22 protein-coding genes are annotated in these 24,370 nt (G+C 70.6%); 6 read left to right on the plus strand and 16 right to left on the minus strand.

Translation table 11 applies throughout. The features are described 5' to 3' along the window. Positions 1 to 404: 404 nt before the first annotated feature. From AC559T_RS19965 to AC559T_RS19975, 3 genes are all read right to left on the minus strand, one after another. Complete coding sequence (locus AC559T_RS19965; RefSeq protein WP_071063289.1) at positions 405 to 977, minus strand: heme-binding beta-barrel domain-containing protein; 573 nt, start codon at positions 975 to 977, stop codon at positions 405 to 407. A gap of 65 nt (positions 978 to 1,042) precedes the next feature. Next, a complete protein-coding gene (locus AC559T_RS19970; RefSeq protein WP_498869705.1) occupies positions 1,043 to 1,552 on the minus strand; it encodes an SDR family NAD(P)-dependent oxidoreductase in 510 nt (169 codons plus the stop codon). 159 nt (positions 1,553 to 1,711) lie between these two features. Beyond that, the gene (locus AC559T_RS19975) at positions 1,712 to 2,134 is read right to left on the minus strand and encodes a TOBE domain-containing protein (protein ID WP_498869706.1); all 423 of its coding nucleotides are present in this window, start codon (positions 2,132 to 2,134) and stop codon (positions 1,712 to 1,714) included. Between the two features lie 874 nt (positions 2,135 to 3,008). On the opposite strand from AC559T_RS19975, the gene AC559T_RS19980 reads away from it, so the two are divergent. Next, the gene (locus AC559T_RS19980; RefSeq protein WP_498869707.1) at positions 3,009 to 3,440 is read left to right on the plus strand and encodes a Zn-ribbon domain-containing OB-fold protein; all 432 of its coding nucleotides are present in this window, start codon (positions 3,009 to 3,011) and stop codon (positions 3,438 to 3,440) included. 1 nt (position 3,441) lies between these two features. Continuing rightward, positions 3,442 to 4,587 (plus strand): thiolase family protein, encoded by a 1,146-nt coding sequence (locus tag AC559T_RS19985; protein ID WP_112106648.1) that lies wholly within the window; start codon positions 3,442 to 3,444, stop codon positions 4,585 to 4,587. Between the two features lie 132 nt (positions 4,588 to 4,719). On the opposite strand, the gene AC559T_RS19990 is transcribed toward AC559T_RS19985, so the two are convergent. The 4 genes from AC559T_RS19990 to AC559T_RS20005 form a co-directional block, all read right to left on the minus strand. Next, complete coding sequence (locus AC559T_RS19990; protein WP_112106647.1) at positions 4,720 to 5,394, minus strand: class I SAM-dependent methyltransferase; 675 nt, start codon at positions 5,392 to 5,394, stop codon at positions 4,720 to 4,722. A gap of 218 nt (positions 5,395 to 5,612) precedes the next feature. Continuing rightward, positions 5,613 to 6,407, minus strand: coding sequence for an SDR family NAD(P)-dependent oxidoreductase (locus AC559T_RS19995; RefSeq protein WP_498869708.1), 795 nt, complete (start codon positions 6,405 to 6,407; stop codon positions 5,613 to 5,615). 37 nt (positions 6,408 to 6,444) lie between these two features. Beyond that, positions 6,445 to 7,263 carry a TetR/AcrR family transcriptional regulator gene (locus AC559T_RS20000; RefSeq protein WP_498869709.1) on the minus strand — a complete coding sequence of 273 codons (819 nt, stop codon included), beginning with the start codon at positions 7,261 to 7,263 and terminating at the stop codon, positions 6,445 to 6,447. Positions 7,264 to 7,291: 28 nt separating this feature from the next. After that, positions 7,292 to 8,065: a sugar phosphate isomerase/epimerase family protein gene (locus AC559T_RS20005; RefSeq protein WP_112106644.1), complete on the minus strand. Its 774-nt coding sequence runs from the start codon at positions 8,063 to 8,065 to the stop codon at positions 7,292 to 7,294. A 527-nt stretch (positions 8,066 to 8,592) separates the two neighbouring features. On the opposite strand from AC559T_RS20005, the gene AC559T_RS20010 reads away from it, so the two are divergent. Together AC559T_RS20010 and AC559T_RS20015 are read left to right on the plus strand one after the other, a co-directional pair. Further along, entirely contained in the window at positions 8,593 to 9,102 is a 510-nt protein-coding gene (locus AC559T_RS20010) for a MaoC family dehydratase (RefSeq protein WP_112106643.1), read from the plus strand. A gap of 49 nt (positions 9,103 to 9,151) precedes the next feature. Further along, a complete protein-coding gene (locus tag AC559T_RS20015; protein WP_112106642.1) occupies positions 9,152 to 9,958 on the plus strand; it encodes an HpcH/HpaI aldolase/citrate lyase family protein in 807 nt (268 codons plus the stop codon). A 67-nt stretch (positions 9,959 to 10,025) separates the two neighbouring features. Here the strand turns inward: AC559T_RS20015 and AC559T_RS20020 are convergent, their stop codons facing one another. Then, a complete protein-coding gene (locus AC559T_RS20020) occupies positions 10,026 to 11,507 on the minus strand; it encodes a CoA-acylating methylmalonate-semialdehyde dehydrogenase (protein WP_498869710.1) in 1,482 nt (493 codons plus the stop codon). 105 nt (positions 11,508 to 11,612) lie between these two features. Beyond that, on the minus strand, positions 11,613 to 12,788 hold the full coding sequence (locus AC559T_RS20025) for an amidohydrolase family protein (RefSeq protein ID WP_200835306.1): 1,176 nt from the start codon (positions 12,786 to 12,788) through the stop codon (positions 11,613 to 11,615). Positions 12,789 to 12,813: 25 nt separating this feature from the next. On the opposite strand from AC559T_RS20025, the gene AC559T_RS20030 reads away from it, so the two are divergent. Next, on the plus strand, positions 12,814 to 13,677 hold the full coding sequence (locus AC559T_RS20030; RefSeq protein WP_112106639.1) for an alpha/beta fold hydrolase: 864 nt from the start codon (positions 12,814 to 12,816) through the stop codon (positions 13,675 to 13,677). A 157-nt stretch (positions 13,678 to 13,834) separates the two neighbouring features. Further along, complete coding sequence (locus AC559T_RS20035; protein ID WP_498869711.1) at positions 13,835 to 14,500, plus strand: nitroreductase family protein; 666 nt, start codon at positions 13,835 to 13,837, stop codon at positions 14,498 to 14,500. Between the two features lie 148 nt (positions 14,501 to 14,648). Here AC559T_RS20035 and AC559T_RS20040 read toward each other — a convergent pair whose 3' ends face one another. From AC559T_RS20040 to AC559T_RS20070, 7 genes are all read right to left on the minus strand, one after another. After that, positions 14,649 to 16,565 carry an ABC transporter ATP-binding protein gene (locus tag AC559T_RS20040; RefSeq protein ID WP_498869712.1) on the minus strand — a complete coding sequence of 639 codons (1,917 nt, stop codon included), beginning with the start codon at positions 16,563 to 16,565 and terminating at the stop codon, positions 14,649 to 14,651. After that, entirely contained in the window at positions 16,555 to 17,568 is a 1,014-nt protein-coding gene (locus tag AC559T_RS20045; RefSeq protein ID WP_248828014.1) for an ABC transporter ATP-binding protein, read from the minus strand. Before AC559T_RS20045 ends, AC559T_RS20040 begins: the two co-directional genes overlap by 11 nt. A gap of 38 nt (positions 17,569 to 17,606) precedes the next feature. After that, positions 17,607 to 19,178 (minus strand): ABC transporter substrate-binding protein, encoded by a 1,572-nt coding sequence (locus tag AC559T_RS20050; RefSeq protein WP_498869713.1) that lies wholly within the window; start codon positions 19,176 to 19,178, stop codon positions 17,607 to 17,609. Between the two features lie 170 nt (positions 19,179 to 19,348). Next, entirely contained in the window at positions 19,349 to 20,248 is a 900-nt protein-coding gene (locus AC559T_RS20055) for an ABC transporter permease (protein ID WP_112106636.1), read from the minus strand. Then, the gene (locus AC559T_RS20060) at positions 20,245 to 21,198 is read right to left on the minus strand and encodes an ABC transporter permease (protein WP_071063261.1); all 954 of its coding nucleotides are present in this window, start codon (positions 21,196 to 21,198) and stop codon (positions 20,245 to 20,247) included. Before AC559T_RS20060 ends, AC559T_RS20055 begins: the two co-directional genes overlap by 4 nt. 1,577 nt (positions 21,199 to 22,775) lie before the next feature. Continuing rightward, on the minus strand, positions 22,776 to 23,546 hold the full coding sequence (locus AC559T_RS20065) for an ABC transporter substrate-binding protein (protein ID WP_498869714.1): 771 nt from the start codon (positions 23,544 to 23,546) through the stop codon (positions 22,776 to 22,778). Next, positions 23,543 to 24,244: a type 1 periplasmic-binding domain-containing protein gene (locus AC559T_RS20070; protein WP_306769443.1), complete on the minus strand. Its 702-nt coding sequence runs from the start codon at positions 24,242 to 24,244 to the stop codon at positions 23,543 to 23,545. The genes AC559T_RS20065 and AC559T_RS20070 overlap by 4 nt, the downstream gene beginning before the upstream one ends. Positions 24,245 to 24,370: the final 126 nt, after the last annotated feature.

Genomic DNA, 24,370 nt, shown 5'->3' on the forward strand with positions numbered 1-24,370 from the left:
ATTGCCGGGGGGTGCGTCCGCTGCAGGAGAGAATTCAGATGCTCTGGTGCTTGTACGGTCCGGCCTGGCGCGAGCGGGGAAATGTCCCGCTCTGGGCGTCACCCAGCATCGTTAGTAACGGCTCACGTGTCAATAGACAGATGTGTGCCCGTATGGTCGCCTCTTTTGAGAATAGGGCGCCTTGTTTCCCGCGGGGGATTCCTGATCGGGGCGACCTGTTTGTCATATGTGCAGTTCACGCTGCGCCGGCATCGCGGCCGTCGTGGCCTGGGGGCGCGCGAGAAGGCCGCCTCATGCGCGAGCGCCGGACTGGAACAGTCCGGCGCTCGGTGGTTCGTATGAAGGTGGAGTGTGCGAAGGTGCCGTGCGAGGGCGCTGGGCTTGGGCTTGGTGGGCGGCCTCGGCTAGGCCTCGGGCAGCCGGCGCAGCACGTTGTGGTCGGTGTGGGCGACCGGCTCGGACACCCGCGCGTGGTCGATCGTGGTGGTGGAGTCGTAGGTGAAGCTGCCGTCCGGGGCGACGGCGATGGTCACCTCGTAGAGAGTGGTGTTCGCGGCGCGCGCGAGGTACGGGTTGGACAGGATGCCGTACACCGTCGAGCCGACCTCCGCGCGCAGCGTGTAGGTGGTCGCGTCCGGCGCGACGGTGCCGCCGGCGATCAACACCTGGCCGCGGGGAACCATGAAGCAGCGCATCACATGCCCGAGCTCGGCGTCCCACAGCCAGTAGCCGATCTCGGTGTGGAACGGGTTCTCCTCGCCGGTCCGCCAGGCGGCCATGTGGTAGTCCAGGCCGTAGAGATGCTGCGTGCCGTTGTCCACCGGGCCGAACGGCTTGAAGGTGACCCGCTCGCGGAACGGGGTCGTGATCATCGAGCCCTCGGTGTTCCCGAAGGCGACGTCCACCCCCTGGTCGCCCTCCCACTCACCGGCCAGCGCCGCCAACGGACCGAACTCCGGGCCAACCTTTTCCGCCACCGCTGAGTCCTCCTCGACCGGCCATGATCTCGAGCCGGCCTGATACCGGATCGTCCCGAGATTACCTATTGACGCCGAGTGCCCCGTTTGCTGAAGGTCCGTGCCGGCGAGCGCCCGCGGCCCGCCGGCGGGACGTCCGTCCTGCTCACGAAGCCGGCCCCGGCCGGGTGGGACGGGGTGGATGACGGTGCGTCATCGCCCCCTTCCGGCCGGTTGGCCTCGGGTGGGGAGCCGCCGGCCCCTGGGGCGCCGGGCCATCGCCCGGCCGCCGGGAGACGAACGGCAGGCGCCCGCCGTCCCCGGCGGGGAGGTCCGTCGGCACCAGACGCACCGGGCGGACCGGGAAGCACCTCGGCCAGCTTCCGGTGGCTTTCCCGATCACTCTGGTGGAATTCGAAGGCCTGGACGTCTGCGCCGTTCTCGCGCCGTATTTCGGCCAGAATGGCGGCGGTGCGCTCCCGGCCGGACGCGTAGGTGAACCAGACGATGTCGCCGTTGCGGGCGAAATGGCGCACGGTGGCCCGGCCGATCCCGCTCGACCCTCCGGGGGTCGAGCACGTTTCGCGGCAGGGCACGACTGGCGGAGCGAGCGCCGTCCTGCACGTGCCGCCCGGGTACCGCCGCGGATCGCCTCCGGTCGGGTCCGCGCCGGCGGCGGGCGGCTGTCCCCGCGGCCCGGAGGCCGCGGGGAGGGGGTCCGGCCAGGTGGGGGCACGCGGGCCGCGCTGGACTCGTCAGGCGGCGGCGACGGCCACCTCGGTCGACTTGACCAGGGCGGTCACGGCGGTGCCCGCGGCCAGGCCGAGTTCGGTCGCGGCGGCGAGGGTGATCGCCGCGGTGAGCTCGCCGCCCTGCTCGAGGGTGACATGTGCCACGGCCATGACGCCGCCGGTCTCGATGCTCGAGACGGTGCCGCGCAGCTGGTTGCGGATGCTCAGGCCGTCCACGTTGCCGGTGGCCAGCGAGATCTCGGTGGACTTGATCAGGACGTCGACCCCCGAGCCCTCCTTGAGGCCGAGGTCGTCGACGGCGTCGAGTGTCACCGCCGCGGTCAGGCTCTGCCCGCCGGGCAGCGTGATCAGTACCGTGCTCATCACCGCCCCCCGGGTGATCTCGCTTACGGTTCCGGTCAGCTGGTTGCGGATGCTCAGGCTCACTGGCCACCTCGTCGTGTCGAAAGCATGACTGGCCGGGCGCCGAGCGGCACCCGAGAGCCCTTCCTACCCATTCACTCGCCGGAACGCACTCGTCGTGACCGTGGGTCACCTGTCTGCGGCAGATTCACGAATGTGAGCGGTGAGGTACTGGTACGTGCTACCGGCGGTGTGGATACAGGTGGGGGTACCCGCAGCCGCCTTTGCTGATTGGCGCGCCTTACTCACCCCGTGAACACGGTTATCCAGCCCGGGTGACTCCGCGGTTGCGGAATGGGATCTTTCCCGTTCAAAGCGATACCGGCCGGCCGCGGGCCGGGATTCGGGTGCCGCGCCCGATGCCCCGTGCGACGCCGGCCGCCACCGGCCGTGGTCGGCGCCCGACTCCGCGAGTCATCGCGGCCCGCGGCCGATGTGGGTCACGGCGACATTCCGTGGGCGGCGGTGGGTGCCACCCCCGGCCGGCCTGGCCGGGCCGCGGGCCCGTCCACCGCGGTGATCCGGTTGCCGGGACCGTCGCTCCGCCGCCAGATCGTTTCCCGTGCGGGTACGTCGGGAATGTGCATATGCTGCCCCTACCCGGGGGCTGTGCGCCTTCGGGCGACCCGCTGATCGCCGGCGCCCGGCGCACGATCCGCACGATGTGGAGGGCCGGATCCCGTTGCTCGTCCCTCGTCCCGGCCGTGCGCTGGTCCGCGGCCCACGCGATCGGCGGAACCCGGCCACCTGCGTTCGCGGAGTCCCGGGGCGAGGTGACACCGGTGCGGTCCGTCGAAGACGTCCGATGCCGAGCTGAGCGCCGTGGCCTCCGCCGGCCGACATCCGGATGATTTTCAGTGACCTGTCCGTGGCCGGTCACCATGCTAGGAGTGTTCTGATGGCACAGATTCCCTTTGCTCCCGACGTGTTCACCTGGCCCGCGGAGAAACCACAGTTGATCGGCGCCCGCTGCCGCAGCTGCGCGGCGGTCACGTTCCCCGTGCAGGATTCCTGCCCGCGCTGCGGCAAGCTCGAGATGGAGCAGCGCCTGCTGCCGCGCGAGGGCACCCTGTGGACGTGGACCACCCAGGAGTTCCTGCCCAAGGAGCCCTACGCCAGCGGTGAGACGCCCGAGACCTTCAAGCCGTTCGCGGTGGGCCTCGTGCAGCTCGGGGACGACGTGCGCGTCGAGGGCCGCCTGACCGTCAGCAAGCCTGACGAGATCAGGTTCGGGATGGGGCTCGAGCTGGTGATCTACCCGTTCCGCACAGACGAGGACGGTACCCAGGTGATGTCGTACGCGTTCGCGCCGTCCGAGGGAGGAAACTGACATGGAGGACGTCGCGATCATCGGGGTGGGTATCCACCCCTTCGGGCGCTTCGGCAACAAGTCGGCGATCCAGATGGGCGCCGAGGCCGTCCGCTCCGCGCTCACCGACGCCGGCCTGGAGTGGAAGCAGGTCCAGTTCGCCTTCGGCGGGAGCTGTGAGGTGGACAACCCCGACGCGGTCGTGGGCCTGCTCGGCCTCACCGGCATCCCGTTCATGGACGTCTACAACGGCTGCGCGACGGCCGCGACCGCGCTGGAGCTGACCGCCGACGCGATCCGGTACGGCAAGTACGACATCGGCCTCGCGGTCGGCATGGACAAGCACGCCTTCGGCGCCTTCACGGCCGATCCCGTCCACTACAGCGCCCCGCCGTGGTACGGCGACATCGGTCACTTCCTGACGACGAAGTTCTTCGGGATGAAGATCAACCGCTACATGCACGACCACGGGATCTCGCACCGCACGCTGGCCCGGGTGGCGGCGAAGAACTACCGCAACGGCGTGCTGAACCCCAACGCCTTCCGTCGCAAAGCGCTGACGGAGGACGAGATCCTCACCTCCCAGATGCTCAACTACCCGCTGACGAAGTACATGTTCTGCAGCCCGGACGAGGGCGCCGCGGCGATCATCCTGTGCCGCGCCGACATCGCCCGCCAGTACACGTCCAACCCCATCTACCTGCGGGCGAGCACGCTGCGGACCCGTACCTACGGCGCGCACGAGGTGCACAGCTCCTGGGCCGCGGTGGAGCACGCCGAGGCCCCCACCGTGTTCGCGTCGAAGGCGGCCTACGAGACCGCGGGCATCGGCCCGGAGGACGTCGACGTCATCCAGGTCCAGGACACCGACTCCGGCGCCGAGATCATGCACATGGCGGAGAACGGCTTCTGCGCGGACGGCGACCAGGAGAAGCTGCTCGCGGAGGGCGCCACCGAGATCGGCGGCCGGCTGCCGGTCAACACCGACGGCGGGCTGATCGCCAACGGCGAGCCCGTCGGCGCCTCGGGTCTGCGCCAGATCCACGAGCTGGTCCTGCAGCTGCGCGGGCAGGCCGGCGACCGGCAGGTCCCCGGCAACCCGCGGGTCGGCTACGCCCAGCTCTACGGCGCGCCCGGCACGGCCGGCGTGTCGATCGTGACCACCTGACCGCTCCCGCGGACGCCCGGTCGGCCCCGCGCCTCCCAGACGGGGGCGCGGGGCCGATCTCGTCCTGTGCCCCCTGGCCGGGGAATGCGTGGGGCCCGCCGCCGGGCGGTCGCCCACTTCCGGGGTGCCCGGTCAGGTCGGGCGCCGCAGGCGCAGGGCGTTCTCGACCCGGAAGCCCACCTGGCCGTTCGGGCGCGACATGGGCGCCTCGTACATCTCCCGCAGCTCCACCGCCCAGCCCTCGGTGGCCGCGCCCAGCTCGGCGCGGACGTCGTCGGGACCGGCGAGCCTGGTGTGGGGCTTCTTCCTCGGCTCCCAGGACGGGGCACCGGCGTGCCCGACCACCAGCAGCGTCCCGCCCGGGGCCACCCGGGCGGCGCTGGCGCGGAGCACCTCCGCTCGCGGCATGCCGACCGGGGAGTGCAGGAAAAGGGCGAGGACGAGGTCGAAGGAGCCCTCGGGGACGCCGTCGGCCAGGTCCTCGCATCGCCAGGTGACCCCCGCGTCGACGCCGGCGGCCGCCGCGGCGCCGGCGGCCCGGGCCAGCGCCGTGGGTGAGACGTCGACCGCGGTGACCCGCCAGCCCCGGGCGGCCAGCCAGACGGCGTCACCGCCCTCGCCGCACCCGAGGTCCAGCGCCGTCCCGGGCGCCAGCCCGCCGACCTCCCGGACGAGCAGCTCGTTGGGGGCTCCCGTCCACATCCGGTCGGTGCGCCGGTAACGGTCCTCCCAGAACCGGCCGCACTCGCCCGGAGAAGGTGTCGTGCCTGCTGTGTCGGCTGTGCCGTCAGCCGTCGTTCCTGCCACGCCCCATGGTCACGGGTGCTGCGCGCGGGGCGGACCTGTCGCGAGTCCCACGCCGCCGTTCCCTTCGTCCTCCCGAGACCAGGTCACGATGGTCAACAATCAAGATAGTCAACAATGTTGACGGTGCTGGGTCGGCGTTCACGATCATGATCTGGTGATTTCGAACCGGGGCGGGCTCGGCGTCCGCTCAGGAGACGCACGAGGTTCTGAGTCGCGCCTCAGGTGTCGCGGATCCCGCCCAGGCTCGGGCCGCCGTCGACGGCGAGGGTCTGCCCGGTGATGTAGGACGCCGCGTCGCTGGCGAAGAAGAGGATCGCGTTCGCGACCTCCGCGGGCGTCCCTGGCCGGCCCAGCGGGGTGGCCGTGCTGAACTCGGACGTGTCGATGCCGGCGACGCGCCACGCCTCGACCGCGCGCTCGGAGGCGACCGGCCCGACGGCGAGGCAGTTGGCGCGCACCCCGTAGCGCCCCCACTCGGCCGCGGTGACCGTCGTGAACATCTGCAGCGCGGCCTTCGACGAGGCGTAGTGCGCGCCGCCCCGGACCCCGTGCAGGCCGGCGTCCGAGGAGATGTTGACGATCGCGCCCGAGCGCTGCGCCACCAGGTGGCGGCCGGCCTCCCGGGTGCAGAAGTAGGCCGCCCGCACGTTGAGATCGAAGCTGGCGTCCCAGGCCCTGGTCGGCAGCGAGGAGAGCGGGCCCATGCGGGTGCCGCCGGCGTTGTTGACCAGCACGTCGATCCGGCCGAGCTCCTCGACGGCGCGCCGCACCAGCCGGATCACCTGCTGCTCGTCCTTGACGTCCGTCGGCACGGGCAGGCAGCGGCGGCCGGTGGCGGCCCGGATGTCCGCCGCGGTCCGCTCCAGGCCGTCGACGGTGCGCGCGGCGATGGCCACGTCGGCACCGTGGGCGGCGAGCAGCCGCGCCGCCGCCGCCCCGATGCCCGTCCCGCCGCCGGTGACAACGGCCACCCGGCCGGTCAGGTCCAGCAGGTCGGTCGTCGGTGTGGTCACGCGTCGCCGCCGGGGGTGCGCATCCGTCTCGTCTCCTTCACTGGTGGGCGGACGAGGCCGGATCGCCCGCGCCGCCCGTGCTCCCGGGCTGTGCCGGGGGCCGCCGCGGCTCGTCGTGGGGGATCCCCGTGGGGTCGCGCAACTGGAGCGCGTTCACGAACAGCCTGGTGATCTGCGCTATGCCGACGTCGAAGTCGCACACGGGCTGGCCCTGCACGAGCCACTGCTCGGCGAAGCGCCACATCATCGCGCCGAGAGCGGCCGAGGTGACGGCCGGGTCGAGGTCGGGGTCGGCGAGCCGGTGGCGCTGGAGCTGCTCGATGGAACGGGCGACGTCGTCCGAGTGGCGGCCGAAAAGCTGGGTCCAGACGGTGTAGACCTGCTCGTCGTGCCGGGAGACCTGCTCGATCACGCTCATGATCCGCGCCTCGGCGCGGTACGCCTCGAAGTGGACCCGGATCGCCTCGGTCAGCCGCTCGTGCGGCGACATGCTCGAGTTGCGGGCGAGGATGATCGCCATCCCGGCGCTGAGGGCGGCGTCGATGACCGCCGCCACCTCCCGGAAGATCTGGTCCTTCGAGTCGAAGTAGTGGTAGAAGGACCCGTGCGACACGCTGGCGCGCTCGGCGATGTCCGCCACCCGCGTGTCGTGGTAGCCCCTCTCCTCGAAGACCGCCTTGGCGGCCTCGACGAGGCGCGCCCTGGTCTCGGCTCCGCGGCGCGAGCGGGGGCCACCGCCACCGTCGGGACGGCTGTCGGCGGCGGCACCGGCACCGGCCGCAGCGCCAGGACCGGCACCGGCACCGGCTCCGGCGCGGGCCGCGCCGGCTCCAGGACCGGCGCCGGTCCTGGTCACGCGCGCGTCCCGGGTGGGCGGCGCGAGGTCATCGCCAGAACCCGGCGGTCGTCTCGTAGGCGCGGCGGGCGAACTCGGCGACGGGCAGCCCACGCAGCTCGGCGTTGAGCACCTCGACGCTGACCAGGCCCGACCAGCCCCGGTCGAGCAGGGTGGCGGCGAACCGCTCGAGGTCGAAGATCCCCTCGCCGGGCATGGCGCGGCGGTGCATCGTCTCCTTGATCCCGTTCGGGGAGATCGGCGGGAGCGCGTCGTCGAACTGGACGTAGGCGATGCGGTCCAGGGGCACCTGTTCGAGCTGCTCCCAGGTGCTCTCCCCGTTGAAGAAGTGCCACGTGTCGATCAGCACGCCCGCGCGGTCGGGGCCGGCGGCCTCCACGATGTCCACGGCGGTGGCGATCGACTTCGTGCCGCCCAGCGGGCTGAACTCCACCGCCATCCCGGCGCCGGCGGCGGCGAACAGCGCGGCGCACCGGGCGATCAACGGGGCGCTCCGCTCGTCGAGCCCCACCCGGAAGCCGGTCAGGACCCACCGGGCGTTCACCGCGGCCGCGGCCTTCGCGACCCGGCGAGCCTGGTCGATCGTGGCCTGCTCGTCGTCGGTCACGATCAGGGCCAGGATCTCGTGGCAGCGCAGGCCCGCCGCGGCGAGGACGGCCGCTCCGGCGGCGTCGGCGTTGGCCTCGGCGAGCCCGACCGACCCGAACCCGGCGCCCGCGGCCGCCGCCACGAGGCCGGCCGTGTCGACGTCCCAGCGCGAGTCGGGCGTCAGCGCCAGCTGGACTTTCGGTTCCGATGTCATCGCCCGTCCCGCCCTGGTGCGCCGACGGCGCGACCGGGGGGCGGCGCCGCAGTGTGTCCGCCGGATGACGGCTCTTCCGAGCCGACGTTCAAAGTTGACGTCAGTGTAAACATATGACGCGGGCAACCCGCAAGACCCCCTGCCTCCCGCGCCCGCCCGGCCCGTCCGCCGGAGCCCCTCGTCGGAGGTGGGACGAGTGCCGTCCGGCCTGGCCTGACATCGGAGAGGAAACGCTCACTTTGAATGATGGGTGGAAGTTCGCGTGCCGAGCCGCGGGCCCTGCCGGGGCCGTGCGCGACGCCGGGCGGTGCGCTACGGGCGACGTCGACCACTATCGGCGGCTAACGGTCGACCGTCGCGCGCGAAATTGCTATAAGGGTTAGTCCGGGGCGCGGCGACCGCGTATACGCGCGTTGACAGTCGCGCTGGCTGGTCCGTACAGTACAGTTCGTCGCGGGACGGATAATCCGGAAAATCGTCGGTGGAATAGTGCGGGCGAAAATCGGGCAGACAGATCAGGCGGAGATGTGACGCGAATTCAGCAGCGCGGGCTTTATTTCGAGGAGCTGCAGACCGGCGCGATCTACGTGCACAGCCCGGGCCGCACCCTCGGCGAGGCCGACAACACTTTCTTCTCCACTCTCACGATGAACCCGCAGAGCCTGCATCTCGACGCCGCCGCGAGCGCGTCCACGGAGTTCGGTGAGCGGCTCGTGAACAGCATGATGACCCTGTCGGTCATGGTCGGGCTGAGCGTCCCGCAGCTGACGCAGGGCACGACGGTGGCGAACCTCGGCTTCGGCGCCATCAGCTTCCCCGCGCCCGTCCTCGCCGGCGACACCATTTACGCCGAGACCGAGGTCCTGTCGAAGCGGGATTCCCGCTCGCGGCCGGCGAACGGCATCGTCGTCTTCGTGCACCGGGCCCGCAACCAGCGCGGCGTGCTCGTCGCGCAGGCCGAGCGGACCGCGCTGATGCTGCGGCTGCCGGCCGGTGAGGGCGCCGGCGGGGAGCCTGCCGGCCCGGACGCCGGCTGACGTATCCGGTGGTCGATGTTCTGCCGGGAGTTTCGAGGTGGGAGACAGCGTGACCGACTGGGCACTGGGATCGTCGCTTCTGTTCTGCCCGGCGGACCGGCCGGACCGGTACGAGAAGGCCCTGGCGGCCGCGGACACCGTGATCCTCGACCTCGAGGACGCGGTCGCCCCCGCGCGGCGCCCTGAGGCCCGTGTGGCGCTCGTCGAGCACCCCGTGGATCCGGCCCGCGTGATCGTCCGGGTGAACCCGCGGTCGACCGCCGACTACGACGAGGACATCCGCTGCCTCGCCCGCACCGGGTACCGCACGATCATGCTGGCGAAGACCGAGGACGTCCGCGAGGTCGAGGAAGCGGACCCCTACCAGGTGGTCGCGCTGTGCGAGACGGCGCGCGGGGTCCTCGCCAGCGCCGAGGTGGTGCGCGCGCGGAACCTGGCGGGCGTGATGTGGGGCGCGGAGGATCTGATGGCGTCGCTCGGTGGCAGCTCGAGCCGGCTGCCCGACGGGCGGTACCGCGACGTCGCGCGGCACGCCAAGTCCACCGTCCTGCTGCACGCCGCCGCCTCCGGCGTGCCGGCGATCGACACGGTCTTCCTGGACGTCGCCGACGTCGCCGGCCTTGCCGCGGAGGCCGACGAGGCCGTCGCGTCCGGCTTCGTGGCCAAGGCGTGCATCCATCCCTCACAGGCGGCCGTCGTCCGCCGGGCGTTCCAGCCGTCCGACGAGGACGTCGCCTGGGCCCGGCGGGTGGTGAAGGGCAGCGAGGGCAGTGCCGTCTTCCTGCTCGACGGCCAGATGATCGACGCGCCGCTCGTCGCGCAGGCCCGCCAGATCCTGCGCCGGGCGGACGCCTAGCCGTGCCGGCCGGGCGCCGGGGGGAGCGGGCCTGGTGTGTGCCCCGTCCCCCCGGAACCCGGGGCTGTCAGCGGTTCGCGGGGAAGACCAGGTCGACGGCGGTGGGGGTCGACTCTGGCCACCGTGAGGTGACGACCTTCGGCCGGGTGTAGAAGCGGATCCCCTCCGGGCCGTAGATCGGGGCGTCGCCGAAGATGGACGCCTTCCAGCCGCCGAACGAGTGCCAGGCGACCGGCACCGGGATCGGCACGTTGATCCCGATCATGCCGACGTCGACCTGGCGGGTGAAGCGGCGGGCAGCGCCGCCGTCCTGGGTGAACAGCGCCACGCCGTTGCCGTACTGGTTGCTGTTGATCAGCTCGATGGCCTCGTCGTAGCTGTCCACCCGCACCACGCTCAGGACCGGGCCGAAGATCTCGTCGTCGTAGACGCGCATCCCCGGCCTGACGCCGTCCAGCAGCGAGCAGCCGACGAAGTACCCCTCCTCACGGCCGGCGGAGCCGTCGACGACGACGCGGGCACCCTCGTCGGTCGAGCCCTGGACGTAGGACCGGACCCGGTCGCGGTGCTCGGCGGTGATCAGGGGGCCCATCTGGGACGACTCGTCCGAGGCCGGGCCGACCACCACGTCGGGGATGCGTGCGGCGATCGCGTCGACCAGCGGGTCGGCGATCGCGCCGACCGCGACCACGACCGAGATCGCCATGCAGCGCTCGCCGGCGGACCCGTAGCCGGCCGAGATGGCGGCGTTCGCGGCCGACTCGATGTCGGCGTCCGGCAGCACAACCATGTGGTTCTTCGCGCCGCCGAGTGCCTGCACCCGCTTGCCGGCGGCGGTGCCCGTCTCGTAGATGGAGCGGGCCACCGGGGTGCTGCCGACGAACGACACGGCGTCCACCCCGGGGTGGGTGAGCAGGGCGCGCACCGCCTCGGCGTCGCCCTGCAGGACGTTGAACACGCCGTCCGGGAAACCGGCCCGGGTGACGAGGTCGGCCAGGATCAGCGAGGCCGACGGGTCCTTCTCCGAGGGCTTGAGGATGAAGGTGTTGCCGGTCGCCACCGCGTTGGCCAGCATCCACAGCGGCACCATGACGGGGAAGTTGAACGGGGTGATGCCCGCGACCACGCCGACCGGGTGCAGCTCGGTGTGGACGTCGACGCCCCGGGAGACCTCCGAGCTGTGCGAGCCCTTCAGCAGGTGGGGGATGCCGCAGGCGAACTCGACGCACTCGATGCCGCGGGCGACCTCGCCGAGCGCGTCGGAGTGCACCTTGCCGTGCTCGGCGGCGACGGCCGCGGCGAGCTCGTCACGGCTGGCGTCGAGCAGCTCGCGTAGCCGGAACAGCAGCGTCGAGCGGTTGCTGAGCGAGGACGCGCCCCAGCTCACGGCGGCGTCCCGGGCGACGCGCACCACGTCGTCGACCTCCGCGGGGGAGGCGAGGGTGACCTCCCCGGTCTGCACTCCGCGGCCCGGGTCGAAGACGCGGCCGACGCGGCCGGAGGCCGAGGGGGCGGACTTGCCGTTGATCCAGTGCCCGATCGTCTTCACGCGTTCCTACTCCTGACTCGCATCCTGTACGGATGCCCGATTGTGTCTGGACATGAAGCGCCGGGGCGACCGGGGCAGGACCCCCGGCTGCCCCGGCTGACTGGTTCAGAGGCGGTACAGCCTGCGGGCGTTCTCTCCCAGGATCTTCGCCCGGGCCTGCGGAGACAACGTGGCCAGCTTCGGCCCGACGGTCCCCAGCGGGTCGGGATAGAGGCAGGTCGGGTGGGGGAAGTCCGTCTCGAAGAGGATGTTGTCCTCGCCGACCGCGTCGATCAGTGCCGGGAGCTTGTTCCGGTTCTTCTCGAACCAGAACGTGGCGTAGATGTTGCTCCGGAAGTACTCGGACGGCGGCTTGCGCATCCGGCCGAGCTCCTCGGGAGCGTTCTCGGACATCTCGTAGTCCAACGCCTCGAGGATGAACGGGATCCAGCCGACACCGCTCTCCACCGACACCGTCTTCAGGTCGGGGTGCCGGTCGAAGATCCCGGAGAGGATCAGATTCGTCACCACCCGTGCGTTCCCGATGAACAGCAGTGTGCCGCCGATGGCGAGCTTGGTGTTGTTGTCGTGTGACGGCCACGGGTACTTACCGTAGAACGTCATCGTGGTCACGCTGGCCCCGATGTGGAAGTGGACCGGCAGTTGCAGTTCGGTGCACACCTCCCAGAACGGGTCCCAGGCCGGGTTGGCGAGGTCGGGGGCGCCCAGGTCCTGCGGGTCCGAGGTCATGTTGACCCCGCGTGCGCCGAGGGCGTGGACCCGGCGGGCCTCGGCGACGCACAGGTCGACGTCCCAGGCCGGCATGAGCGGCAGGGGTAACAACCGGTTCCCCGAGTCGCTCTGGATCTCGGCCATGGCGTCGTTGTAGATCTCGACCGAGAGCCGGGTCAGCGCGGGGTCACTGGCCGCGCCCAGGTCCTGGCCGCCGAGGCCGATCGTGCTCGGAAAGATGATCTGCGCGTCGATGCCGCACTCGTCGAGCACGCCCAGGCGGACGGCCGGGTCGTAGGCGCCGACGTGGACCTGGTCGATCGTCCAGTGGTGCAGCGCGGTGTCCGCGCTCTCCTTGTGGCCGTCGCGGCCGATGACACCGGCTGCGCTGAAACGCCCGACAGGCTTACCGTCGAAGACCCACATCGGGGTGCCGTCGACATCCTCTACGCGAGGCACCCGGTCACGGTATGCAGCCGGTGCACGCTTGGTGAACAGATCCGGGGGCTCTGACCAGTGCGAATCCGCATCGACGATGAACAGGTCGCTCTCTTTCAAAGATATCGACATGGATGTCGATGTTAATATGTGACTCATGACACGAGCAACAGTTAACGGGTTGTCGGTCGCCTACGAGCTGATCGGCGAGACAGGCCAGCCCTGGGCGATCACGCCGGGTGGGCGTTACAGCAAGGACACGCCGGGTGTGCGCGAGCTGGCCCAGGAGATCGCGCTGACCGGTCGGCGGGTCCTGATCTGGGACCGGCCGAACACCGGCGAGTCCGACGTCAGCTTCGACGGGGCGTCCGAGTCGGAGATGCAGGCGGACACGCTCGCCGCGCTGATCAGGCATCTTGACCTCGGGCCCACGGTCATCGCGGGCGGCTCGGGTGGCTCCAGGGTGTCGCTGCTCACGGCCGCACGTCATCGGGACGTCACCTCCGGCCTGGCCATCTGGTGGCTCAGCGGTGGCATCTACGGTCTGATGAGCATTGGTGTGCACTACGGCAGCGGCTCGTTCACCGCCGCCTGGAACGACGGAATGGAAGCGGTCGCGGCGCTCCCGGAATGGAGCGAGCCCATCAGCCGTAACCCGGGGAACCGCCAGCGTATTCTCGACCAGGACCGCAAGGAGTTCCTGGCCACCATGGAACGCTGGATGTCGGTCTACTGCCCGCGGGAAGGCGAGCTCGTGCCTGGCCTTCCCGATGACGACGCGCGCAAGCTCGATATCCCGGCGCTTGTCCTGCGCAGCGGCGTCAGCGATATTCACCACCGGCGGGAGACCTCCGAGCAGATTGCGCAGCTGCTGCCCAGGGCGGAGCTCAAGGAGCCGCCGTGGAGCGACACTGAATGGAACGACCGGCACACCCCGGAGGCGGCGAAGGAAGGTCTTTTCTTCAACTGGCCGAAACTCGCCCCCGTACTGCTGGAGTGGGCTGACGAGAATCTGACCTGATCGAGGTTCGCGGTACGCGGCGGCGCTCCGCCGGGAGCGCCGCCGGCTCCCCGCCGCGGGCCGTGGGCTCCGGGCGGTTTGACGCGCGTCACGGGTGTGGTGAAGGTTGACATGTCGCCATGCCCGTCGCGGGTCGGACCAGAGGAGTAGCTGCCGAATGAGTGATCTGGAACCGGGATCCGCCGCGCCCGCCATCGAGCTCCGCGAGGCCATGCGTACCGCGCGCTCGCTGCGCCGTTTCCGGCCCGACCCGGTCTCCGACGAGGTGCTCGCCCGCTGCCTGGAGGCGGCGACCTGGGCGCCGTCGGGGTCCAACGCCCAGTCCTGGCGGTTCGTCGTGCTGCGCTCCCCGGAGGTCCGCGCCGTGCTCGGCCCGGCGTTCCGCGAGGGGTGGGACTGGGTCCGCACCATCTACGGCCAGGCCGACGAGCGGCCGGCGCCCGACGACGACTCGCGCGAGGCCCGGCTGACCCGCACGATGCTGCACCTCGTCGACAACTTCGAGAGCGTGCCCGTCTACGTGCTGTTCTGCTACCGGCTGACGGGCTTCGTGCCCGAGTTCGTCGAGGGCGGCTCGATCTACCCGGCGATGCAGAACTTCCTGCTCGCCGCGCGTGCCGAGGGCCTGGGCACCGTCCCGAGCACGTGGTTCACCTTCGCTGAGGAGAAACTGCGTGCCGTCGTCGGTATCCCGGACGAATGGCGGATCGCCTCGCTGGTGTCCGTCGGCTGGCCGGTGGGCAAGCACGGACCGGTCCGCCGCCGTCCGCTGCACAAGGTCGCCGCCCTCGACACCTGGGACAATCCCCTGCTCAACGGGTGACGCCCGAGGTGTGTCCTCGCTGACGGCTCATCTCGCCCGACGTACGTGCCACCGCCTGGGGCCTCCGGCAAGCGAGGCCCCAGGCGCAGACCAAGGTCTGATGCGGCGTTGCCGGAGCCGATCCCGGAAATCTGGGATCGGCTCCAGGTCAGGCGGTGGTGCCCCCAGAGGTCTTCTTCGTCTCCCCGGCTGCGCTGCCGTCCGCGTCGTCGCTCACGGTCGTCTCGACGGTGGGCGGGTCACCAGCGTCCGTGGCCTGCTCCGTGGTCGCTGTAGCTGTGGGAGGCTCGGTGCTCGCGGGCGCCGCGGTGCCACTCGGCGTCGTCGCGGTCTCGGCCGTGGCCGGGTCGTCGGTGGCCGGGGTTGGCACGGCGGCGGTCCCGGCCGCCACTGACTCGTCGGTGGTCGGCGTCGTCGAGGCCTCGGTCGCGGTCGAGGTCTGCTCACCGACGGCCGATTCGACCGTCGGCGGGTCGTCCGCCGCCTGGTCGTCCGCCGCCTGGTCGTCCGCGGCCTGGTCGTCCGCGGCCGCCGCCTCGTCGCCCGTGGTGGCGGGTGCCGCGGCGGCCTTGGCGAGCGTGGGCTCGGCGGTCACCGACGTGGCGAGCGCGGGCTCGGCGGTCACCGACGTGGCGAGCGTGGGCTCGGCGGTCACCGACGTGGCGAGCGTGGGCTCGGCCACCACGGGCTTGGCGACCTTGGGCTTGGCGACCTTGGGCTCGGCGACCTTGGACTCGGCAGCCGTGGGCTCCGCCGCCGTCGCAGTCGCCGGTTCGCCGGGCGTGAGCTTGGCGGCCGCGACCGCGGGCTCGCTGGCCGCGGGCTTGCCTGCGACCGGCTCGGCCGCCACAGGCTCGGCCGTCACCGACTCGGTGGCTGCGGGCTCGGCCGTCACCGACTTGGCGGCTGCGGGCTCGGTGACCGAGGGCTCTTCGGTGACCGGGGGCTTGGTGGCCTCGGGTGTGGTGACTGTGAGCTCGCTCGCCGGGGGCTCGGTGGCGTCGGGCGTGGTCTCGGTCAGGGTGGCGGTGACCGGCGTGGCCACTTCCGTGGCCGCTGCCGCGGCCGCCGATTCGGCCAGCGGTGAGGTCAGCGGGAAGTGGCAGGCCACGTACTGGCCCGGGCGGACCTCGCGGATCTCCGGCTCCTCGGAGGCGCAGCGCTCCTCGGCCAACGGGCACCGGGTGCGGAAACGGCATCCCGTCGGCGGGGACAGCGGGGAGGGCAGATCGCCCTCCAACGCGGGGCCGGTGAAGCCGCGCTCCGGGTCGGTCAGCGGGACGGAGTCCAGCAGCGCCCGGGTGTAGGGGTGGGCGGGCTGGTCGTACACCAGGTCGGAGTCGCCGAACTCGCACACCTTGCCGAGGTACATGACCAGGACGTCGTCGCTGACCGCCCGTACGACCCCGAGGTCGTGCGCGATGAACACGACGGTCAGGTCGAACTCGGCCTTCAGCTCCTCGATCAGGTTGAGGATCTGCGCCTGCACGGAGACGTCCAGGGCGGAGACCGGCTCGTCGCAGATCAGCAGCCGCGGGTGCAGCGCGAGCGCGCGGCCGATCGCCACCCGCTGCGCCTGGCCGCCGGAGAGCTGGCGGGGCAGCATGTCGGCGAAGCGGTCGCCGTCCAGCCCGACCTGTCCGAGGACGGACGCCGACACGGTGGCCCGTTCGGACGCCGGGGCACGGGCGACCGCCAGGCCCTCGACGACGATGTCCTTGACGCTGCGGCGGGGGTTCAGCGACGCCACCGGGTCCTGGAAGATCATCTGGATGGAGCGGCGGAGCTCGCGCATCCGGCGTTCGCCGACTCCCTCGATGCGCTCGCCGGCGAACGTGATCTGGCCGGAGGTCAGCCTGTCCAGCCGGAGCACGGCGCGCCCGGTCGTGGACTTCCCACAGCCGGACTCACCGACGATCCCGAGCGTCTCGCCGGGCAGGACGTCGAAGCTGACCTTGGAGACGGCCTGGACCACCCCGCCCTTGGTCGGGTACTCGACCACCAGGTCGCGCACGCTGAGCAGCGCATCCTCGCCGCGCAGATGGGCGGTTCCGCTACCGGCCAACGAGCTCACCTCCGGGGACGACCGCGGCGCCGTCCTGCACCGGGCTGATGCAGGCGACATCGTGATCCGCACCGACGGAGACCATCTGCGGCCCGGGGTCGGCACACTTGGGGTCGACGTGCCCGCAGCGCGCGGCGAACCGGCATCCCGGGGGCGGGTCGATGGGGTTGGGCAGCGAGCCCTGGATGAGCCGCATCGGTGCGTGCCGCTCGTGGTCGATGGTCGGGGTCGCCTCGAGCAGCGCGTGGGTGTAGCGGTGCCGGGGGGCCTCGAAGACCTGCCGGGTGGCCCCGGCCTCGGCCAGGCGCCCCGCGTACATCACCGCGACCCGGTCGGTGCGGCCGGCGACGACCGCCAGGTCGTGGCTGATCAGAATCATGGACATTCCGTGATTGCGCTGGACCCGGCGTAACAGGTCGAGGATCTGGCGCTGGACGGTCACGTCCAGCGCCGTGGTCGGCTCGTCGGCGATGAGCAGTGTCGGCTCGCAGGCGAGCGCGGTCGCGATCATGACCCGCTGCCGCATGCCGCCGGAGAGCTCGTGCGGGTAGTTGCGCAGGCGCCGCTCGGGGTCGGGCACCCCGACCTCCCGGAGGAGGTCGAGGGCCCGACCGCGTGCTTCGGAGCGGCCGACGCCGAGGTGCTTGCGCATCCCCTCGGTGAGCTGCCGTTCCACCCGGACCACCGGGTTGAGCGATCGCCCCGGGTCCTGGAACACCATGGCGATCTGCTTGCCCCAGATCTCGGCGCGTTGCTTGCGGGGGAGGGTGAGCAGGTCCCGGCCCTGGAACACCACCTGGCCGGAGCACCCGGACCGCGCCGGCATCAGGCCCATGATCGCGCGGGCCATCACCGACTTGCCGGACCCCGACTCCCCGACCACGCCCATGGCCTGGGCGGAGTCGAGGTCGAGGGAGACGTCGTCGACGGCGCGCACGACTCCACGCGGGGTGCCGATGTAGGCGCGCAGGTTGCGCACCTGCAGGACAGGATCAGTACTCATGGGCGTAGGGACCTCTCATCCATCCTCCGGACCTACGGCTACTTCTTGATCCAGAGTTCCTCGACCAGCAGCGAGCCGCTGCCGTACTGGACGATCCCGCCGACCTTGGCGGTGCCGATCGCCGCGTTCGTCGACCGCTGGTAGAACACGACCGGGCTCAGCGCGACCAGCCGCTTCTGCACCGTCGCGTAGGCGTCCTTGCGGTCCGCCTCCGTCGTCGCGGTCCGACCCGTGAGCAGCGCGTCCGAGAGCTCCTTGTCCTTGACGCCGGACAGGTTCGCCACGGAGTCCTGGCTGAACGCCTGCCACAGCCGCGGCTCCGGGTCCTGGAAGGACGCCGACGAGACGAGCAGGTCGAAGTCGAAGGTCGTGCGCAGCGCCGCGACCTGGCCGAGGTCGACGATCTTGACGGAGACCGTGATGTTCTTGAAGGCGCTCAGCTGGGCCTGGATGTTCTCCGCGATCGCCCGGTTCTCCGAGGACGGGAAGCTGGAGAAGGTGAACTTCACCGGCTTGCCGTCGGCGGCGAGCTCGTCGAGGAGCTTCTGGGCGAGAGCCTTGTCCGTCTTGTGTAGAGGCGTGTCCGAGAAGAGGGGCGAGGTCTTGTCGAACAGCGTGTCAGGCATGGGGGCGGTGCCGTTGTAGGCGGCGAGGTTGAGCGCGTCGAGGTCGATCGCCGCCGACACCGCCTGGCGGGCGCGGATGTCGTCGAACGGCGCCCGGCGCGAGTTGAACGCCATGAAGTTGCCGCCGTTGAGGGTGGTCACCACGGCGTTGAGATCGGACGTCTCAGCCTTGTCGATGTTGACCGTGTTCGTGTCGATCGCGACGTCGGCGCCACCACTGATCACCGTGTTGAGGCGCTGGGTGGCGTCGGTCGCCGAGCGCATGGTGAGGCGGTCCAGGTAGGGCTTGGGCGCGTCCCAGTACTTGGGGTTCTTGACGAACTTGATGTCCGCCTGGCGGGTCCAGCTCGCCAGGGTGAACGGCCCGGCGCCGATCGGGTTCTTGTCGAAGGAGTCCCGTCCGGCCTTCAGAGCGTCGGGCGAGGCGATCCAGTTCAGCGACGAGTTCAGGACGGCCTGGGCGTACGCCGGCACGGGGTTGACCATCGTGGCCTTCAGCGTGACGTCGTCGACCACCTCGGTCGACTCGATCATCCGCGCGTCCACGACGTAGGAGGAGCCCACGGTCGGGTCCTTGATGCGGTCCCAGTTGAACTTGACGGCCTCCGCGTTGAGCGGGGTGCCGTCCGAGAACACCAGGCCGGGCTTCAGCTTCAGGGTGAAGGTCTTGCCGTTGTCGGTCGTGGCGAACGACTCGGCCATCGTGTACTTGACCTTGCCGGCCTCGTCGGTGATCATCAGCGTGCCGTACAGCGCGTTGCCGACCGGGGCGGTGATCGCGGCCTGGTTGCTGAGGGTCGCCGGGTCCAGGCTGCGCGGGTCGCTCAGCAGCAGGATCCGGCCCTCGCCGCCGGCGACCGGCTGGCCCGCGGCGCCGCTCGTCGACGAAGCGGTGTCGTCACCGCCTCCACCACCACAGGCCCCCAGGGCGAGTGCCGCGCCGCACACGACAGCGGTGGCGACTAACCGGGACTTACGGAACATCGTTGACCTTTCGTCAGCTCTAGAAACGGAGAGTGTGGAACGGGAAGCCGTGCAAACGGCGGGTGGGGGCAGCGCCGTTTGTTCACGGCCCAGGCGGTGCGCGCTGGGAAGAGCCAGTCGCGCACGCCAAGTGGGGTGCGTTCGGTCGCGTGTCCTGCTCGGGCGGGTCGTCAGTCGCGCATCGTCCGGTCGAAGCGGCTGCGCAGGTGGTCGCCTGCCTGGTTGAGCGCGAAGACGGTGAAGAAGATGACGACCGCCGGCACCAGCACCATGTGCGGGGAGTCGGCGATGGCCTCCTTGCCGTCGGAGATCATGCCGCCCCAGCTGGGCTGGGGCGGCGGGATGCCCATTCCCAGGAAGCTCAGCGACCCTTCGGCCACGATCAGCGCGGCCATCACGACCGGCAGGAACGCGCCCAGCGGTGGCAGCAGGTTCGGGAGGATCTCCTTCACCAGGATCCGCGTGTGCCCCGCGCCCATGTTGCGGGCGGCGGTGACGAACTCGCGGGACGACCAGGCGAGGGTGTTCGCCAGCGCGAGCCGGACGAACGTCGGGATGATCAGGAGTGTCAGGCCCACCAGCAGCGTCCGCACGCTCGGCGTGAGGATGGACGACAGCGCCAGGAGCAGGATCAGCGGCGGGAACGCCAGCATCGCGTCGGTGATCAGCCGGATGATCCAGTCGACGGCCTTGCCGAGATAGCCGGCGAGCATGCCCAGCAGGGTTCCGATGACGGCCCCGATGAGGCCCGCCACGGTTCCGACCAGGAGCGAGACCCGCGCACCGTACACGCATCGCGACAGGATCGACCGGCCCTGCTGGTCGGTGCCCAGCCACAGGTCGAACGAGCTGAAATCCGGTCCCTGGCGCGGCTTCCCGATGGGAATGGAGTACGACGCCAGCGGCAGCACGTCCGCCAGCGCGGCGAGCGCGATCACCGCGATCAGCCAGACGTACGCCAGGTACACCAGGATCGAGCGGGACTTTCGCACCGCCGGGACGATCGGCGTGTCCAGCGCCGGGGCCGGCGGTAAGTGGACCTCGCGGTCCACCACGTCGGGGGTGGTCATGCGTTGGCAGCCTTCCTGACGCGCGGGTCGAGCCAGCCGTAACTGAGATCCACGAGCATGTTGATGACCACGTAGACCACGGCGATGAACACGACGATGCCCTGAACGGTGATGATGTCGCGGGCAGTGATCGAGTAGACGACGAGCTGGCCCAGGCCCGGCAGCGAGAACAGGGACTCCACGATCACCGTGCCGCCGATCAGCCGGCCCAGGTTGATGCCCACGAGGGTGACCAGGGAGAACGAGGACGGCCGCAGGGCGTGGCGGGACATCACGTAGGACGGGCTCATGCCCTTGGCGCGGGCCGCCCCGATGAAGTCCTCACGCAGCGTGCCGACCAGGTCGGTGCGCAGCAGCCGGTGGAAGGACGCGATCTCGGTCAGGGAGATCGCGAGGACGGGCAGGATGGCGCCGCGGAGGTTGTCTCCGAGGCCCTCGCTGATGCGCGACCAGCCCGTCACCGGGAACCACCCGGCCTGCAGCGCGAAGAAGTAGATCATGACCGGGCCCGCGATGAAGGCGGGTACGGAGAGGAACACCGAGGACAGCGCGGTGATCGCCCGGTCGATCGGAGTACCCGGCCAGCTTGCGGACACCACCGCCAGCAGCACGGCGACGAGCAGCGCGAAGACCAGAGCCATCGCGGCGAGCTGCAGGGTGACCGGCAGCCGCTCGACGATCGCGTCCAGGACGGGTTGGTTGGTCACCGGGGAGGTGCCCAGGTCGCCGGTGACGGCGTTGCCGAGCCAGTGCGTGTACTGCGACCACAGAGGCCGATCGAGTCCCAGCTTGGCGTTCAGAGCGGCGATGGCATCCGGTGTCGCGTTCTCCCCCAGGATGACGGAGGCCGCTGACCCCGGAGCCAGGCTCAGTAGCGCCACGGCCCCCATGGTCACGAGTAAGACCACCAGCAGGCTACGGCCTACACGTCTCGCAACAGTGAGCAGCATGCAGCTCGCTTCCTTGATCCTTCGAAGGTCGCACGGACAACGACTGAACCGGTCTGCGTAACGTCACCGACGGCGAATACGCCGATATCTCTCGGACAGAGTTATAGCCGGTGATCACGCCGTTGCCAACATTTCGGGTGTCCCGGTGTCACCTCCGTCCGCACCGTCACTGACCAGCCCATCGTGGGCCAGAGTAGGGCTCGGTGGCACCCCCCGGCGATGTTGATCTTGTGGGCTCAGTGGTGGTCGCGACATATCGGACACGTCGTTCCCGTGGGGGGAACCCATATATCGCTGTTATGAAAATGCCGTTCTGTGCAAGTTTTCGGTCCATTGGAGAATGCTTTTCTAAGCATTCTTTTGGTGTCTGGCCGGGTGGCGTTGACGGCTGCCCGTGCATGTTGCTGTGAGGAAGCTCTCGTGGTTCGGGTGGTGCGGGGGAACGGTGACCCAGGCCACTGCTCGTCGCCACTGAAACGGGGTGGGGAACTCGCCGGGTGGGGTGTCGAAACGAAGATCCCGTGATTTCCATCACGACCGGATGTGGCCGGGTCGGGCGGGACTGGAGTGCGGGTCGTTCGCGCTGCAAGGAGGCCTGGCCCGTGGTGTCCTGGTGAGCAGTCGGGGGTGGCCCGTCGTGGCCGGGAGCGCATGGTCGGGACGTCCCGTGGTGCCGGATCGGCACGGTCGGCGCCGCCGGTCCGCCGCGCTGGCCGCTGGGCGGTGCCAAGCCGCCGGCACCCACCGGTACAGCGGTTTTGGACGCTCGGGCGGCCGGGCCGGCGCGGTCCCATCCCGCCCCCGCCGACCGGCGCGGGCGGCCGCGGCCCCCGGTGCCGCCCGCGCGCGGGGCCCGGACGGCGGCCCGGCGGCCGCGGTCGGGCGCCGCCCGGCACGGCGTGGCCGGCGTCCGCGTGGCCGCCGGGAACAGGTCGCTGCCAGGCCGGGAACAGGGGGGAATCAGACAGATATGCGGCCTGGTTTGGTGCGGTCCACTAGTGCGGACCGGTCCTCGGGAAGTACGAATCCCGCACTGATCGTGACATCGGCCGCGGCCCGGCGGCGCTTCTCGTAAATCCGGGTGAAGGGCGGTTCTCGGCCGGTCGTGAAGCGGGCGGCGGCAGCGTCGAACCGGCTGGTCGACAATTGGTTGAATGATTCTGTCCCGGGTCGCCGGCCGGCACCGTGACAGGGGTGTCAACTGGTGGCATGGGAATACCGCCGAACGTGATCAGTCCGGGTCGGGATGCATGCCGGCGGTCAGCGCTCGGCTGTCTCCGGGCAGGGCGAGACCGGCCCCGGTCGCCCGGCACCGCGAGGCCCGCCCGCGACGCCGGGCCGCCCCGTGGGCACGATCGCGGTGCCGGTGCCGGTGCCGGTGCCGGTGCCGTCGCCGTCGCCGTCGCCGAGTGTGGCTGCGTCGTCGTCTCCCGAGGGTGCGGCCCGCCCCCGCGAGCGCGGCGCGGAGGATCGGCGGCGGCGCCGTCGTGCTCGCGTCCGCGTCGCCAGGCTCGCGCCCGCGGGGATCCGGCCACCTCGCGTCAGTTCTCCGATGGGCGGAGTGGGTGAGTACTTCTTCACTTGTGGTCGAGAGTGGGAGCGCGGCGGATGGCGCTCGCGTCCGCGAGCTCGGCGGACGAGATGCACGAGGCGGTGGCGCGGGGATCCCGGTTGCCGGGTGTGCCGCCGTCCACTGTGTTCCTGATCCGTCCGGTCGAGGTGACGATCGGCCTGGTCGGCCTCAGCTGATGCTTGGCGGGCCGGGGCTCGGACCGCGACCGGTCGTTGTTCGGCCAGCAGAAGAAGAGATCCTTCTCCGTACCGCCCACGACCTTGAACTTCCCGTTCCGCACCTGGACCATGGCGAAGCACTCCTGTTTGTAGCCGTGGGTCGCCGGGTCGTCCTGCGTCGGGCTTTCGTGCTGGCGGCTCCAGCCGACGGGATTGATCAGGCCGTCCGCGCTGTACTCGGTCATGACGTTCGTCGCGGCGATGACCTTGGCGCGGTCAAAGGAGGGTCCGGCGGCGAGAATTCCCTGGTAGGCGAGGTCGGCGTCGATCCAGTCGTTCATCGCGGCCTCGGTGGGCTCGGCGCCGGTCTCGTTCATCCACTTGAAGTAGTCGGCGAGCGCGCTGCCGCTCGCGTCGGCCTCGAACGGGCGGAAGGCGACGCCGATGTAGTCCCCCTCGAACAGGTCGCCCGCCGCGGCGACGAACTTCTGGTCATAGGTGTTCGGATGGTAAAGCGGGATGTCGCCCATGCCCTGGCGCTCGAGCTCCTGTGTCAGCGTCTTCATGCCGTTGAGGTCGAGGCAGGTGCCGATCATGTCGGCGCCGGCACGCTTCATCGCGGAGCCTCGGGGCCGATCCCGTTCGGCAGGCCGAAGGCCAGGTCGTCGTTCTTGTACACGACCTCCTGGCCGGTCTTGTCGTGGTAGAGCTCGATCGTGTCGGTGATGGTCGACGCGCAGCGCTTCGAGCTCTCCGAGACCCCGTAGCCGAGGGCGCCGATCTTCTTAGCGCCGGCGAGCTCCGCCGCGTACGTGAAGGTCCGGTTCGTGCACTCCAGGCAGGTCACTCCGGCGTTGCCGAAGATCGAGTCCTGGCCGGCCATGGCCTGCGGCTGGATGGCCCACACGTACTGCGGGACGCCGGCCTTGGCCAGGTCACCCCAGCAGGTGGGCAGCTGCGCGGCGCCGAAGTCGGCGAACGTGTCGTTCTTGGTGATGATCTGCAGCGCGCCCTGCTGGTTCTGCCCGAGCGCGTCGTCGATCTCGGTGGTGACGGTCAGCCTGCGGCCGTGCACCCCGCCCGTGCTGTTACGGAAGGCGAAGCAGGCCTTGATCCCCCGGGAGAAGCAGTCGAGCATGCAGGAGCCGGTCGGGTTGTTGGTCTTCGTGCCGAGAACCGAGAAGCGGATCTCGTCCTGGGTGACCCCCGGCGCCCCGTTCACCGTCAGGTCGGGCGCGGCCGTCGTCTCCCCGCCGTCGGCGTCGTCGCTGGAACTGGAACTGGAACAGGCGGTGAACGCCAGGCCCAGGGTCATCAGTAGACCCAGTAATCGTGTCGGCGGGTACCTGACTTCTTCATCGGGATGATTCATCCTCTGTTTCCAGGCGCGGGGGCTGCTTCCAGGTGGGCGGCACGGCTCGGTGTCGGCTCGACGGCTGGT

This window comes from Frankia sp. Hr75.2 (assembly GCF_949319125.1).
In the GTDB taxonomy this organism is placed as follows: Bacteria; Actinomycetota; Actinomycetes; order Frankiales; family Frankiaceae; genus Parafrankia; species Parafrankia soli.